We start from the raw sequence: 15,382 nt of genomic DNA on the forward strand, positions 1-15,382 counted from the left end.
CGTTTGGGTGGGCGGGGTTTAAATCTATATGAGAATTACTATAAATTACATCTGCAAAAGTGCCATCATCACGCCGCTATCCCATTAGATCTGTTGCTGCGCTCATGGAGTGTTGCCGCTGCTGTTGCGGCCAGGAGTCCTGTTGGAAAACTACTATCGCGAACTGGTGGGCTTTTTGAGTGCCAGGCTGGGCAATGCCCAGGCGGCCGAAGATGTGGTGCATGACGCTTATGTGCGGGTGCTGGAGCGTTCAAGCGACGAGCCGATCGCGCAGCCGCGTGCTTTTTTGTACCGCACCGCACTAAACCTGGTGATCGACGGCCACCGGCGCAGCAGCCTGCGCCAGGCCGAGCCACTGGAAGTGCTGGACAGCGAAGAACGTTTTTACAGCCCCTCGCCTCAACTATTGATGGACCATGACCAGCGTCTGGACATGCTCCAGAAAGCCCTCGCCGAGCTACCTGCAGCGTGCCGCGAGTGTTTTCTGCTGCGCAAGATCGAAGGCTTGTCGCACCCTGAAATCGCCGAACGCCTCGGGGTGTCGCGCAGTGTTGTAGAAAAACATATCGTCAACGCCATGAAGCATTGCCGGATCCGCATCCGGCAATGGGACAACGCCTGAACCGCTCCAATAAAGCCGGTTGTATGACATTTCAGTGATGAAACTGAACTCTGCCTGAAGAACTTCCTGATTTGCATAACGTAAACATTTCCAGGGTTTAATCTTCAACACGTCGCGCATAAGCAGCTGGCATCTTGATCGGGCTGTCGCGGCCTGATTGCGCAAGTCCACTTATAGATACAGAAGCGAATGTGATTAACGCCCCGCGAGTGGCAGATCGCAGCACGTTGTATGCGCGTGCCTTTTGGCTCGCTCTCGAGATTTAACCCATGAACGACGGTCCCAGATCAATGCCGGCTGCGCAGGAACTCTGCATGGGGTGAGCGCGGGCGGCGCAGGAGCAGCACCATGAAACTCTCCCTGAAAGAATTTTTCGCCGGCTTTCTGCGCACGCGCCATATCGGTCGGCATTTCCGTCGCCTGGCCTTGCTCGACAGCCTGACCAACACCACGGTCAACCGCGAAGTACCGCCCACACTGGCACAAACGCTGGTGGCCGCCGCCAACAGTGACAGCGCGGTATTGATCGACAACCTGGGCACCCACACCGACGGTCTGAGCGAGGCCGAGGTCGATGTGCTGCGCGAGCGTCACGGGCTCAATGAAGTCGAGCACGAGCAACCGCTCAGCCCCTGGGTGCATGTGTGGCATTGCTACAAAAACCCGTTCAACTTGTTGCTGACCTTGCTGGCCGCAGTCTCTCTGGCCACGGATGACATTCAGGCCGCGGTCGTGATTGGCACCATGGTGGTGTTGTCGACCTTGCTGCGTTTTTGGCAGGAGGCCAAGTCCAACAAGGCTGCCGACGCGCTCAAGGAAATGGTGAGCAACACCGCGACAGTGATGCGTCGCGACTTCAGTGCCGATGCTTCGCCCATGTTCGGCAAGTTTTCGGGTGCTGCACGCCAAATCAGGGGCGCGCAACGTATCGAACTGCCGATCAAGCAGTTGGTGCCTGGCGACCTGATCGTGCTGTCTGCCGGGGACATGATTCCGGCCGATTGCCGGGTGCTCAGCGCCAAGGACTTGTTTGTCAGCCAGGCAGCGATGACGGGCGAATCCATGCCGGTGGAGAAGTTCGCGCGTCAGTTTGACAATCAGACCAGCAACCCGCTGGAACTGGACAATATTCTGTTTATGGGCACCAACGTGGTGTCGGGAGCGGCCACGGCGGTCGTGCTGACCACCGGTAACAACACCTATTTCGGTGCGCTGGCACAGCGGGTCGGAGCCACTGAACGCGGTGCTACCTCATTTCAGGCCGGGGTTAACAAAGTCAGCTGGTTGCTGATTCGCTTCATGTTTGTGATGGCACCGCTGGTGCTGTTTATCAACGGTTTCACCAAGGGCGACTGGACTGAAGCCTTGCTGTTCGCGCTCTCGGTTGCGGTGGGGCTGACCCCGGAAATGCTGCCGATGATTGTGACCTCGACGCTGGCCAAGGGCGCCGTATTCCTTTCGCGTAAAAAAGTCATCGTCAAACGCCTGGATGCCATCCAGAACTTTGGTGCGATGGATGTGCTGTGCACCGACAAAACCGGGACGCTGACCCAGGACAAGATTTTTCTGGCCCGCCATGTCGATGTCTGGGGGCAAGAGTCGGACGACGTACTGGAAATGGCCTACCTCAACAGCTACTACCAGACCGGGCTGAAAAACCTGCTGGACGTTGCGGTGCTGGAGCATGTTGAGGTGCACCGTGAACTGAACGTGGGGACGGCTTTTGCCAAGGTGGATGAAATTCCGTTCGACTTCACCCGTCGGCGCATGTCCGTGGTGGTGGTCGAGCAGGACCGGCCGCATGTGCTGATTTGCAAAGGGGCTGTCGAAGAAGTGCTGTCTGTGTGTAAGACCGTACGCCATGGCGACCAGGAAGAAGCCCTTGGCGATGAACTGCTGGCGCGTATTCGCCAGGTGACCGCAGCATTCAACGAAGAGGGTCTGCGCGTTGTGGCCGTGGCTGCGCGATCCATGCCTGAAGGGCGTGAAACCTACAGCTTGAGCGATGAGCAGGATCTGACGTTGATCGGCTATGTAGCATTCCTCGACCCGCCCAAAGAGAGCACTGCGCCAGCACTTAAAGCGTTGGCCGAGCACGGGGTTGCGGTTAAGGTACTGACCGGTGACAACGAGCTGGTCACGGCCAAGATTTGCCGTGAAGTGGGCCTTGAGCAGCAAGGCTTGCTGATGGGCAATGATATTGAGCGCATGAGCGATGCCCAACTGGCCGTGGCGGTGGAGACCACCAACGTGTTCGCCAAGCTGACACCGACGCACAAGGAGCGCATCGTGCGCTTGCTCAAGGCCAATGGCCATGTCGTCGGCTTTATGGGCGACGGCATCAACGATGCCCCGGCGCTGCGTACGGCAGATATCGGGATCTCGGTGGACAGTGCCGTGGACATCGCCAAGGAAGCTGCCGACATCATCCTGCTGGAGAAAAGCCTGATGGTGCTGGAGGAGGGCGTGCTGGAAGGGCGCAGAACCTTTGCCAACATGCTCAAGTACATCAAGATGACGGCCAGTTCGAACTTCGGCAATGTGTTCTCGGTGCTGGTGGCCAGTGCGTTCATTCCGTTTTTGCCGATGTTGCCGATGCACCTGCTGGTTCAGAACCTGCTCTATGACGTGTCCCAAATCGCTATTCCATTCGATAACGTCGATGAGGAAATGCTGAAAAAACCACAGCGCTGGCAGCCCGCGGACGTAGGCCGTTTCATGCTGTTTTTTGGGCCCATCAGTTCCCTTTTCGACATCCTGACTTTTGGCTTGATGTGGTATGTGTTCAAGGCCAACAGCCCTGAACACCAGACCCTGTTCCAGTCAGGCTGGTTTGTGGTCGGGCTGCTCACGCAAACACTGATCGTGCACATGATTCGCACGCCGAAAATTCCGTTCCTGCAAAGCCGCGCTGCGATGCCGCTGATGGTCATGACCGGGGTGATCATGGCGGTGGGCATCTTCCTGCCAATGGGGCCGTTGGCGGGCTACTTCAAATTGCAGGCATTGCCGCCGCTGTACTTTGTGTTCCTGCCCATGATCTTGCTGGCCTACATGGCACTGACCCAGGCCGTGAAAGGCTTTTATATTCGCAGGTTTGGCTGGCAATAAGACCTTGCCCGGCCAGTTGGCTGGCGACACTGCAGTCTTTTGTTTTTTACGTGGGCCTTAGCATTAAAGTGCCGGCTTGATGAATCAACAGACTGCAGTGATTTACTTCCCACCATTTGGAAGTTTAAGAAAAATCGCACAGAACGTGTAGTTTTTTCCCTTCTCGTAGATCGTATTCGATTGGTGATTATGCGCGGCGCGATTTCGAACGGGCTTGAGTGCGTTGTGTGCAAATATTGTGGGAATAGTGGACGCTTATTACAGGATTTATCCTATAATTTTAGTATCACTCATTCGGTTGTTTTTTTGAAAATAACCAATCGAGTCTATTCAAAACGATACATTTGTGCCTGACATACGCTGATGCCCGGCTTACTACCAGAGGGTTAAATGTATGAAAGTGTTGATTGCCGATGATCATCCACTTATTCGATCGGCGATGAAGTTGTTGCTGGAGAGTGATGGCCATGTCGTGGTGGCTGAAGCGGACAATGGTGCTGATGCTGTTCAATTGGCGCGCAAGCACAATGTTGACTTGATCATCCTTGATATCACCATGCCAGGCTTGGATGGACTGGAAGTGATCAACAGAATCAGGGTTTCGGAGGTTAAAAGTCGCATTTTGGTGGTTACGTCCCAATCCCCCCTGTTTTATTCACAGCGGTGCATGAAGGCGGGAGCGGCAGGCTTTATTACCAAAGGTCAGGATCTCACTGAGTTGATGAGAGCGATAAAAATAATCATGGATGGCTATACCTTTTTTCCATTCTTGGCCGCCAGCTCAGTACGAAGCAGTGATGCAAATATGAGCGACATAGAAATGATACAGAATTTATCGGCGCGAGAGTTGTACATACTGCAACAGCTTGCCCGAGGTCTGAGCAATAAGAAAATTGCTGAAGATATGATTCTTAGCAGCAAAACCATCAGTACTTACAAGGCGCGCCTTATCGAAAAGCTGAATATAAAATCGGTCGTCTACTTGGCTGAATTTGCCAAGCGTAATGATTTGATTTAATTGAAAATCCTTATGCTTCTGGGGCTTGTCGGACTACTCTTGGTCCTTGGGCAGCCCAATGCAGCCGCTGAGCAAAATGTGCAAACCTTGCGCTTGGTGGGGCGCTCCAATGTTGAAGCGTACAACGTGATACTTGCGCAATCCGACAGGCAGTGGCTCAAGCAGCATGGATCTTTGCGCCTTGGCATCTCTGCACCAGACTACGGCCCTTTTGAAATGACGGTAAACGGTCAGGACTTTGAAGGCTTGACGGCCGACTACGCCCAACTGCTGTCGCAATTGCTGCGCACAAAAATCGAGATCAAGCGTTATCCTTCAAGGCCGCAGGCGATAGAAGCGCTCAAGCTGGGTGAGCTGGATTTATTGAGCAGTTCCAATGGTTTCGAGGCTCAATATTCTGAACTGGTGTTAAGCCGTTCGTACGCAGACGATTCGCCCGCTCTGGTGACTCGCAGCATTAACCAGGAGCGTCCGCCAGCAGATCTGGCGGGGCTGCGAGTGGCCATGCTATATCACTATTTGCCGCCACAAAAGGTCAAGGACTTCTATCCCAAAGCTACCTTGCAGTTGTATCCGTCAACCCTCACAGCTATTGGCGCAGTGGCGTTTGGCCAAGCGGATGTTTACCTTGGGGATTTTATTAGTGCCAATTATCTGATTCACAAGAATTACCTGAACAACGTGCATTTGTCCGACTTCTCTAGACTGGAAGACAACCCCTTTGCATTTGCGATGAGTCGTTATAATCCGGTGTTGTTGCGTATCGTCAATACAGCTCTGGCAGCGATTCCTCCCAGTGAGCGCATGATGATTCTGCGCCGTTGGAGCTTCGACGGGCAACAAGTCTATACCCCATGGCGGTTTACTCCTGCTGCCAGCGAGCAGCGCTGGATCGATGAGCATCCGCGGTTAAAAGTGGTCATTTATGATGCGTTCCAGCCACTGTCATTTTTTGATGATCAAGGCACGCTTAAAGGTTTGATTGTCGATCTTTTATCCAGCATCAGTACGCACACTGGGCTTCATTTCGAGACGGTGAGTGTGCGGACGTTGGCGCAGGGGATTGAGATGGTCAAGTCGGGCAAGGCTGATGTGTTGGGCATTGTCACGAGCAGTATCGCCTGGGAAAATCAAATGAGCTTTACTCGGCCCTATCTCACAACCCCTTTCGTGCTCATCTCCCGTATCGGGCCAGATAGTCCTCAAACCCTGGATGAAATGGCTGGCCGGCGTGTCGTGATGGTTCGCGGCAATGTACTGCGCGACTTTATTGTGCATAACTACCCGCAGGTTCAGATTCTGGAGGCAGACAACCCGCCTGAGGCCCTGGCCATGGTGGCAGAGGGAAGCGCTGATGCCGCGATCAACGCGTTGGTCAGTGCACGTTATCTGGTTTCGCGGCGCTTTGAACATCAGCTCACAATCACCAGCACCGTAGGCACGCAACCCGAGCAGATCGGTTTTGCCACTGCCGGCAATGATCAGCAGTTGAACTCCATTCTGGACAAGGCGTTGCTCAATATTACTCCAGGAGAATTGAGTGATCTGACTGCTCGTTGGCTCACTGATACACCGGAGGTTGAGAGCTATTGGCTGCGCAATCGTCCTGCAATTGTTCAGGGGTTTGCCATTGCAGCAGCTTTGCTACTGGTTGCGATTGTATGGATTACCTACTTGCAGAGAGTCATAGGCAGGCGCCAGCAACTGGTGAATGAGTTGAATGCTGCCAAGCAAAGTGCCGATGCGGCAAACCGGGCAAAGACCATATTTCTGGCAACCATGAGTCATGAAATCCGCACCCCCATGAATGCAATGAGCGGGGCTTTTTGTATAAAATGCTAAGATCCAGTATTTCCGGGGCTTTGAGAGCATTATGACCGTCAAAAATTCACTGCCTAGGGCGTTCTCTGACGTGTTCAGAGACGATGAAACAATCAACGTGTACAGCTACATACGTTTTTCGTCCAAAGCTCAAAAATTAGGTTTTAGTGAGGTTCGACAGCTTGAACAACTCAATCGCTTTTTCGAGCAGTACCCTACCGCTCGACAGGTCGAACGGTACGAAGACCTCGGTGTCTCAGCGTTCAAAGGCAAAAATCTGAAAAGTGGTCAGCTCGCAAAATTTGTTGAACGTATCAAGTCAAAAGAAATTCTGCCGAACGCTTTGCTTTTAGTCGAGTCATTCGACAGGATTAGTCGAGTCGGCGGGTATGACGCATTAGAACTTATTATCTCAATCATTCAAGCGGATTGCGCAATCTATACATTGTTCGACAATCGACTTTATTCAAAACGGAAAAAAGATAGCAGTGTTGATATAAGTCTTATTCAAAACATTCTTGAACGTGCGAATGATGAGAGTAGAAACAAAAGCGACCGTATTTCAGACGCAAAAGCCCGAAACCTTTTAAAGGGCGAGAACGGCGGCATTATAACTAAGCGCTGTCCTTTCTGGGTTGACTATGCAGATGGGAAATTCGTTTTAAACGAACACGCCGAAGCCGTAAAGCGTGCCACAGAGTTATGCTTTGATATTGGCTTTCAATCTATTGCCAAAGAGCTTAATCAAGAGGGGCATCCTAGAAAATATTCGGCCAAGACCATAAGCAATATTCTTCACCAGCATGCAATATACGGTTCATATATTGCTATGGAGTGGGATGCAGGGAAGCCAATACAAATTAAGAAAGAGATAAAAGGCTATTATCCCGAACTTATCAGTGAGTCAGAGTTCCACAGGATTAGCGCAAAGCTCAAAGAACGGCAAGACCCATCATTAGCAGGTCGAAAAGCAAACGAATTCAGAAATATTTTGCGTGGCTTGGTCTTTTGTAAGTGTGGTTCAACGTTTCGTTATCACTCACAAAGAAGTGTATATATTGATTTGGTTTGTCTTGCTTCGACCGTAGGAAAATGCGCATACGCAACGCCCGGAAAAGGCGTCAGGCATAGGTATGCACTTGTAGAGTCAATATTTCTAGCCTATCAATCACTAATCCCATTTCACCAAATTATCGTCAAAACAGATGATATTAAAGCGCTTGAAAAAGAGCATGAGGAAATTTCTGGATTAATAATCCTAAAAGAGAAAGCGCTAGGCAATAATTTTGCCATTCTCGAAAAATCCTCTGAAAGCGCTCAAAAGTATATTTTGAGTAGGATTAATGAGGTGAGTCATGAGCTAGATAAGCTGAAAGCAGATGAGCATAAATTAAGCCTTAAAATAAACTCAATGCATTTAGCAAGCAAATCCGACTTTAATGTGGTGGAAATTTACCGCCTATTGCTAACAGAAAGAGGACGCATCAAGATAAATAATTTCCTTCACTCGCAAAAAATCAAACTCATTATAAATCCAATCAAAAAGAAATTCTTCGAGCTTGACATTTACCATGCTGAGGAAAAACTAGATACGATTGATGTTACGCCGGACGGTTACACCGCTCGATATAAACCCCATCTGAAATGACGCATATCCAGCCCTAAAACGCACCCAATCAAGATTGGGCACCTTTTAGGGCTTTGAAAAAAAATCAATATCCCCCTTGAAAATTCGAAATACAGCCCAATATAGTATAGTGGCCAAATAATGGCTCGACATAAAATAACCAAGAGGCTTTTAAATGGCTAAATACTATTTTGTAACTGATGTATTGGAGAAGACCGATACTCCATCAGTTTTCAAGGACGTTCATAAGATTGGTTCAATTCCAGCTTATCCCGGCATCTATAAGTGCCAGAGCTGTGGATATGAGGATGTGATTAATCGGGAGTGTGAGAAGTTCCCACCCTGCTCTAACTGCTCTGCTAAGAAAGGCGCCAACACTTGGAAACTCTTGGTGCAAGCTACCGATGATTGATGCTTAAACGATGGTGGACTTCCCAAGTCCACCATCTTGCAAGCAGCCCGAACAAATTCGGGCAGGCTGGACAAATCCAGCAAAAAGCAAACCCATACAAGTATGGGTAAGCTGAACAAGTCCAGCTTAAAAGCAAAAGCATTAATCCATATGCTAATATTTATGTGCGGCCTCTTTTAACCCGTTGGGCTTACCACCACACTTAACTTCGTTAAGACGCTTCGCTTGCGGTAGTAAGCACGGGTTCCTTGCCAGAATGGCAGAAGCAAAAGCCGCATTAATACAATAATCAATATGAGGATGAAATGAATGACAAAAAAATAACATCAATGATATTCAAGACATTGAACTATACGAATGAAATCAAGAAGCAATCCAGCAGTGGCGGTCGCCGCCAGTTATTTAAAAGCCTTCGGCACTCTCTGCGCATACCGGCAAGTCAACCGAAAAAACTTGAATGGTTCGATGAACAATCCCACCTAAATTTAATCTGGCAACCTGATACGGGCACGTTAAAACTCGACGATTATCCAAAGGAGCAGAGGGAAACCCTACTCGCCAAAATAACAGATGAAGCAGAAGCCCCTACTATCGTTAACGACAATAGGTCTGAATTACTTGAATTAAGAAGCAAGTTAAAAAACAAAGTCAAGAATGCAAGCAAAAAAGAAACAGATGAAGGCAGCATTATTGCTTTTCAAAACATACTCAACGTGAAAGGTGTTGTAGATACGGAACAACTTTTGTCTAACCTTGACCAGTTCGAGATAAAGAGGAAAGCCCAGAAACTCGACACAGCAAGAAAATTTCTTGAATGCCACAATGAAATTGAACGTGGCCCAAAAGCGCTCATCAGGAAAAACCAAGCCGTTATTCAAGAGGCTTTCTTTAAATTCCCCTCTAAAAATGAAGTTTCAGGAATTAGCGCCGAAGGTAGGATTAACCTAATCAAAGACTTTTATCAGCAAGTTTTTTCAGACTATCCCATTCATTTCATAGTGCTGCATGGAGATGAAGACATTAATCTAAAAGACCATAGCGACCATCCTCATATTTTTATCTCAACCAAGAGTAACAAGACTGGACGTTATGACTTACGTGAAACGCAAATCAAAAAAGTTAACTCCTACCTAAAAAAGCATCGCCCAGGAACAGAATTGATTGGCGAGACACCTGATTTCTTGGAGTCGCAATTACTATTTGGATATTTACAGGATATGTTTTACGCATACACGAACAATAGGCTATTGAAAAACACATCTTTTTACGCACAAAAAAACGAGAAGACAGAGGGGCATATGAACACGCTCCGCCACATTAACGGGGAAGCTAAAAAGCCAAAATCAGAACGTGCATTTAATCTTTATGAGTTAGTAAAACTAAAAAAGGCGGAAGCCGAAAATGCTTTGAGGCTCGCACAAGAAAAAACACATGAGGCTACTCACTATGTACATAAAGCACAAAAATACGTCAAAACACAGATGACCAGAGCAGATGATGCCATAGAGCGTCAGAGGCTCGCAGAGAAAGCCACAGCAGAAGAACAGGAGCAAGCAGAAGCTTATCGTAAGAAGAGTCAAAAATACCTGCAAAACATAGCGGATAAGAGCATAGAGTCCGCTCGAATTCAGGGCGAAATCACAAGCCGACTAGCAGAGTTAAAATTGTTCAAGTCAAATCTGGGTGATTTAATAGCGGGAATAGTCGATTGGTTTGATGAGCTATTTAAAGAGAAACGTCAAGACATACAAGATATGTATCTTGAACGAGCTAGAATTGCTTATTTGAAAATACAAGTAAACGATAGAACCGAACGTCAGGAGTTCATCCAAGAAGCAGACAGGGAAATAGACCAGCATCTAAAAATATTAGATGAACATCGCAACCAACTTCCTGAGTTGCCAAAATCGAGTTACATAAAAGGCAAAATAAGGCCCGACTAATAACAAACCACCCGAAGGTGGTTTCGTGTAACACAAATATTTATGATGAATTCACATTGTAGCATTTATTCGCTGCTTATTTTCGCCAAGTTAACACCACTTGACAATACTTGTATCTTTGTTTCTTTTGCAATTGGTGCTTTAACTGCTTTCCCTGACGTTAATTCAACATAGTTCACAACTGCATTTGTACCAACAAGCCTAATACTTTTAAGCACGAGAGACTTACTGGCGCTTGCTTTGGCAGTGATATTGCCATTGCCTACTAGTTTATCTATCGAGCGCGGGAGAACTATTTTAACGTCTGCATTACCTGCCCCAACAACTGATTGGAACTTGCTGATAATGGAGCTTATCTTTTTGGCATCATATGAGCCACTGCTCAAATCATCTATGCTTATAGTCAACTTGTGGCGTTCTTTACCAGCCCAGCCATCCGCAGTCAAATTATTTAAGTACGTGCTAAACGAGTCATCAACCATTAATCGTGATGATGTGAAGTGCATATTACCTAACAGCCCGGTTACTTTCTCAGGTGCTACTGGCGCAACAGTATCCGCTGCACCTTGCGCAGTGCAAGTATTGTCTAAGACAGCCCAATCACCATAAGGATAAGTAATCTCTGACTTACTGTTTGTCGCTTTATAGCGGTAATAGTTTTTAGAACCTGTTTCGTCTAGTCCACAATCCCCAGTTTTGTACTCAATGGACATGTCAGTCATTTGAGCTTCACAGGAGGTTTGGTCGATTGATTTTGTGTTAAATACAGTACTCGATGCTTTGGTTTTCGAGCTGTAAGATGTAACATACTCGCCATATTTATAAACAGCCCCTGTATAACTACCAGCAACTGCTACTAAAAAATCATCACAAGACACTTGTTCTACACCATCTTTTGTTTCAATTCCTTGGGTAGGTATTTCCTTGCAGGTGTTACTCTCCAAAATCTCACGCTGGTGTAACACACTCAGGATATAATCTATTTTACTACCATCAACATCTACAATACTGTAACTATCATCCGTGTAGTATGGCTCCCATTTATAAGTCTTCTTTCCAGTATATCCCTCTGAACACAGTTCTGTTCGCTTGTCTTTGTTGAGTTCTTCATTATTAATAGAGCAACTGTTTTTAATGACGACCCATTTTGAGAAAGCCTTAACAGAGCCATCAGTCCATACATCATAAGTTCTCGATTGTGTTATTTCCCCAGACTGCCCCGCCGAACATGAGCTTTCACGATATTGATTTTCGGACTGTAATTTTATCGGTGCGCATGTTCTGCTTGTTTCTACAAATCCTAATACGTTCCTTATAGAGCCGTCCGACCATACATCATAACTTTGCTTGGTGTTAATGATGCCACTCGGTTGCGCGGCAGGACACGATTCCGTAGCGTAATCATAATCTGTGCGAACATATGTAGGTGCGCATGTTCTGCTTGTTTCTACAAACCCTGAAATATTCCTTATAGAACCATCTGACCATACATCATAACTTTGTTTGGTATTAATAATACCGATTGGTTGCGCAGCAGAACACGAATCCGTAGCGTAATCATAATCTGTGCGAACATATGTAGGTGCGCATGTTCTACTTGTTTCTACAAATCCTGAAATGTTCCTTATAGAACCATCTGACCATACATCATAACTTTGCTTGGTGTTAATGATGCCACCTGGTTGCGCGGCAGGACACGAATCCGTAGCGTAATCAAAATCTGTGCGAACATATGTAGGTGCGCATGTTCTGCTTGTTTCTACAAACCCTGAAATGTTCCTTATAGAACCATCCGACCATACATCATAACTTTGCTTGGTATTTATAATTCCATTTGGTTGTGTAGGCGGGCAGGCTTGCGTCCCATAATCATATTTTGTTTCAGTATAAGTTGGTGCTGAATTGACGCAGCTTCTGGTGACAGTAGTTACTCCCCAAGCGTAGTCTTTTTTCAACCTATAAACTATATCGCTATCTGACCATTCGGCATTCAAATATTCTTGAGTTTTTACTGTTGCTGGCTTGCATTTAGTCCAGTGCCATTTTTGCATCTCCATATAAAGAGAAATAGAACCAGACTGTCCAGATGGGCAAGATAGGACTGCACGACATTTATACTGAGCATTGCTGCCAGAGCCACCATCAGCGTAAGCATTAGATATGGCGAGAAAAAAAACAGAGGTGATTATTGTTTTTATTATTTTCATTTTTAATCAATTTGCGTATACCTTAATTGTATCACGCAAACGAAAAAAGGCGTTCCACTCGATATGGCACGCCTATTCGCACAAACTATGATTTTACTTTTTTGCTAGTGCCGGTGTTTCTTTGCTTGTAGCTGTGTCAGGGTTTTTGACTAGCTTATAGTCCTTCCAGACGTACATAGGGGGCTTAGTGATTTTAACTACGCTACCGCCACCGTTGTTCGGATTGCCGCTACCGTTACCACCAGCCAAGGCGCTGAATGAAATCATGGCACTAATAACTAAAACAAAGCAATTTAACTTTTTCATAATAACTACCTTCTCATATGTATAGAGTTGCATTTTTCAAGTGAATGTAAATAGCAGACCTCTGATAAAAGGAAATCAGTTATTCAATGCGCCACGTATTACTGACCGTATAGAGCTGGATACTTGGCTTTTAGCGGTGTTGCTTGCTTCTTTGACCATATCCCCAAGAAATGACGAGCCTTCATCAGCGACGGTTTGCTGAGCCGTTCCAGTGGTGCTGGTAACGCTTGCGTTGGATTGGTTCTGCTGTGGAAGGAGCGACCCTGCCTGCTGTTGCAATTCTGCACAGCCGGTCATTCCCACGACTCCAAGTCCTAACAGCACTGACATAACTGTCTGTTTCATAAGGTAATCCCTTGCCAATCCAACCGAACCACTCGACTAGACGAAACGTGACTATACGAGAAATGTCTAATAAATAGCAATAGACTAGCCAGATTATGACCTTCTAGGCTCAAAGGATAGGTGTAAGTATCTGATTTTAAGGAATTTTCCTCATGACTCAGAGAGCGACGGTTGCCCTTGGCAAGCGAATCAAGGAGTTACGACTAGCCAAAGGATGGACACAAGCAGAGTTAGCGGAAGTCTTGGGATGTGAAGCAATGACGGTTAGCCGTTATGAGCGAGGTGAATACGCCCCAAGCATTGAGGTTTTAGAGCAAATCTCGCTTGCTCTGAACGCCTCATTGGACTTGTTTTTCGTGAGCCAGGAACAACCTGCTCCGACGAGTTCAAACCTTCGGCATGACCTTTGTGACATTGCTTATCAGGCAGATGAGGAGGCACTACGTGAAATTGTTGGTGCAGCTAAAAAAATACTTTCTAATAAGTAAAAATCAAAAACCCCCTTTTGGGGGGCTTTGAACTTAATAAATCACAACTGAAAAATTAAAACGGAATATCGTCATCGAAAGAAACAGGTACTTTCGGTATAGACTTCTTCGCAGAGAACTTACTTATAGCTGCCTTAACTTCCTCTTCGTTTGAAAGTATGTAATCAATTCCGTCTGAGGTGACAGAGTAGGCGTAATATTCATAATGTGCATCAGTACAAATTGATTTTTCAATCAGCCCAAGCCGCTCTAATTTAACTGCGGCTATGGTGAAAAAAGATTGACTATTTTTCTCATTGAAAATTTCGCTGGATGGGACACCTTCTGTAAGGTGAACACCCCTTTCAAATATACCGGAGAGAAGACGAAGTTCATTTTCTCCAACACGATAATCAAAACCAGTCTTCTTTGTTCTTGCTTTTATAATATTCTCATCCTCGGTTGCTAAACCAAGACGTGCAATCTCTTTTTTGATTTTAATACAGGGCGCCTGTACCGCTTGCGTCAGGTCACCATCACGCCTATTTCCGTCAAAATCAGCAGGGGTCAAGCCTAACAAATCTGTCGGAAAGTGCATGTCAACACCTCTCGGCTTTATGATAAAGCACCGTTCTCTATTCAAACTGCCAATAAAAACACCAAGTTCAAACAATACGTTATCACGAGCAATAAGATGATTTTGCTCTCTGATGGTAGAAAGGTCATCTGGGGTGAAAACAAAAACTGCAAAATCGACCGTTCTCGACTTTTCCATCAAGTCATCTATTGTGAAAGATGAGAGTCCAAAACTATCCTTCCAATGAACTAATTCTGCATCATAGTCCATGCATTCAATAATGGCGTTCGCTACGTTGAGGCCTTCAACAGATGATGCTATAAATACCCTAGGCTTTTTCATTCTCGCCGCGTCCTTCCTCACTGATAGACGTATCTTCTACACAGCTTCATGACCTGTCAATCGGCAAAAAAACAAAACCCCTTAAATTTGCGATTCAAGAGGTAAATGTTACGCTGTACAAAGGAGTAGAAATTCCGGGGCGACCAACCTAATCATTTCTACATTTAACTAACTGTATATTCAATATAACATTTTAAGTTAACGTAGCAAGAGCCTGCCTCAAAGTTCTCTCCTAAAAAACTAAAATAATTAGAGGAGAATATGAGTTTCAAAACAAATCCAGAACCAATGCACTATCATAGCGAAGACAGAGACGGTAAATGTTCTATCCTTCAACGACCATCGAAAGATGTTTACAGCCAAAAAACATTCATGCTGTCAGACATAAAGAAATTTATAGACTCTTATGCTGGCCAACTTGATACTTGGATAGGTCAGAATGAATTCAATCGATACAATCGAAAACTAATAAACCTTGAAAGATTGGTTGTGGCCTTTTCCGACCTTGACACGGCGGTCTCAAGGAACAAGTGCAACACCTGATGTAAGGTGTTGCCATGTCTACCCAATACAAACACTTGAGT

Annotated in this window: 10 protein-coding genes and 1 pseudogene; 7 read left to right on the top strand and 4 right to left on the bottom strand. The window is 46.5% G+C overall.

The genetic code is table 11. The features are described from left to right. The first annotated feature begins 142 nt into the window (after positions 1–142). The 6 genes and pseudogenes from CJU81_RS23135 (at position 143) to CJU81_RS23165 (ending at position 10,554) form a co-directional block, all read left to right on the top strand. Positions 143–622 carry a sigma-70 family RNA polymerase sigma factor gene (locus CJU81_RS23135; RefSeq protein WP_095038395.1) on the top strand — a complete coding sequence of 160 codons (480 nt, stop codon included), beginning with the start codon at positions 143–145 and terminating at the stop codon, positions 620–622. Positions 623–970: 348 nt separating this feature from the next. Then, complete coding sequence (mgtA, locus tag CJU81_RS23140; protein WP_095038396.1) at positions 971–3,733, top strand: magnesium-translocating P-type ATPase; 2,763 nt, start codon at positions 971–973, stop codon at positions 3,731–3,733. A gap of 394 nt (positions 3,734–4,127) precedes the next feature. Then, positions 4,128–4,751 (top strand): response regulator transcription factor, encoded by a 624-nt coding sequence (locus tag CJU81_RS23145; protein WP_095038397.1) that lies wholly within the window; start codon positions 4,128–4,130, stop codon positions 4,749–4,751. Between the two features lie 12 nt (positions 4,752–4,763). Further along, a pseudogene (locus CJU81_RS23150) lies at positions 4,764–6,572 on the top strand (transporter substrate-binding domain-containing protein); the annotation flags it as partial. A 52-nt stretch (positions 6,573–6,624) separates the two neighbouring features. After that, a complete protein-coding gene (locus CJU81_RS23155; protein WP_095038399.1) occupies positions 6,625–8,220 on the top strand; it encodes a recombinase family protein in 1,596 nt (531 codons plus the stop codon). Positions 8,221–8,916: 696 nt separating this feature from the next. Then, positions 8,917–10,554 (top strand): hypothetical protein, encoded by a 1,638-nt coding sequence (locus CJU81_RS23165; RefSeq protein WP_095038400.1) that lies wholly within the window; start codon positions 8,917–8,919, stop codon positions 10,552–10,554. 65 nt (positions 10,555–10,619) lie between these two features. On the opposite strand, the gene CJU81_RS23950 is transcribed toward CJU81_RS23165, so the two are convergent. The 3 genes from CJU81_RS23950 to CJU81_RS23955 all read right to left on the bottom strand — a co-directional run bounded on the left by CJU81_RS23950 (position 10,620) and on the right by CJU81_RS23955 (position 13,412). Then, positions 10,620–12,761 carry a hypothetical protein gene (locus tag CJU81_RS23950; RefSeq protein ID WP_141232631.1) on the bottom strand — a complete coding sequence of 714 codons (2,142 nt, stop codon included), beginning with the start codon at positions 12,759–12,761 and terminating at the stop codon, positions 10,620–10,622. A 93-nt stretch (positions 12,762–12,854) separates the two neighbouring features. Further along, on the bottom strand, positions 12,855–13,067 hold the full coding sequence (locus CJU81_RS23170; RefSeq protein WP_095038401.1) for a hypothetical protein: 213 nt from the start codon (positions 13,065–13,067) through the stop codon (positions 12,855–12,857). A gap of 75 nt (positions 13,068–13,142) precedes the next feature. Further along, on the bottom strand, positions 13,143–13,412 hold the full coding sequence (locus CJU81_RS23955; protein WP_141232632.1) for a hypothetical protein: 270 nt from the start codon (positions 13,410–13,412) through the stop codon (positions 13,143–13,145). A gap of 152 nt (positions 13,413–13,564) precedes the next feature. Between CJU81_RS23955 and CJU81_RS23175 the strand changes: the two genes are divergently transcribed. Continuing rightward, positions 13,565–13,900 carry a helix-turn-helix domain-containing protein gene (locus tag CJU81_RS23175; protein WP_095038402.1) on the top strand — a complete coding sequence of 112 codons (336 nt, stop codon included), beginning with the start codon at positions 13,565–13,567 and terminating at the stop codon, positions 13,898–13,900. 55 nt (positions 13,901–13,955) lie between these two features. Here the strand turns inward: CJU81_RS23175 and CJU81_RS23180 are convergent, their stop codons facing one another. Then, positions 13,956–14,798: a TIR domain-containing protein gene (locus tag CJU81_RS23180; protein WP_095038403.1), complete on the bottom strand. Its 843-nt coding sequence runs from the start codon at positions 14,796–14,798 to the stop codon at positions 13,956–13,958. Positions 14,799–15,382: the final 584 nt, after the last annotated feature.

The sequence above is a fragment of the Pseudomonas fragi genome (assembly GCF_002269505.1).
Lineage (GTDB): Bacteria > Pseudomonadota > Gammaproteobacteria > Pseudomonadales > Pseudomonadaceae > Aquipseudomonas > Aquipseudomonas fragi_D.

What these genes read in the sequence shown, in the direction of transcription:
- mgtA (WP_095038396.1), top strand. Translation starts at nt 971, where the DNA reads ATGAAACTCTCCCTGAAAGAATTTTTCGCCGGCTTTCTGCGCACGCGC.
- CJU81_RS23145 (WP_095038397.1), top strand. Translation starts at nt 4,128, where the DNA reads ATGAAAGTGTTGATTGCCGATGATCATCCACTTATTCGATCGGCGATG.
- CJU81_RS23155 (WP_095038399.1), top strand. Translation starts at nt 6,625, where the DNA reads ATGACCGTCAAAAATTCACTGCCTAGGGCGTTCTCTGACGTGTTCAGA.
- CJU81_RS23165 (WP_095038400.1), top strand. Translation starts at nt 8,917, where the DNA reads ATGAATGACAAAAAAATAACATCAATGATATTCAAGACATTGAACTAT.
- CJU81_RS23950 (WP_141232631.1), bottom strand. Translation starts at nt 12,761, where the DNA reads ATGAAAATAATAAAAACAATAATCACCTCTGTTTTTTTTCTCGCCATA.
- CJU81_RS23170 (WP_095038401.1), bottom strand. Translation starts at nt 13,067, where the DNA reads ATGAAAAAGTTAAATTGCTTTGTTTTAGTTATTAGTGCCATGATTTCA.
- CJU81_RS23955 (WP_141232632.1), bottom strand. Translation starts at nt 13,412, where the DNA reads ATGAAACAGACAGTTATGTCAGTGCTGTTAGGACTTGGAGTCGTGGGA.
- CJU81_RS23175 (WP_095038402.1), top strand. Translation starts at nt 13,565, where the DNA reads ATGACTCAGAGAGCGACGGTTGCCCTTGGCAAGCGAATCAAGGAGTTA.
- CJU81_RS23180 (WP_095038403.1), bottom strand. Translation starts at nt 14,798, where the DNA reads ATGAAAAAGCCTAGGGTATTTATAGCATCATCTGTTGAAGGCCTCAAC.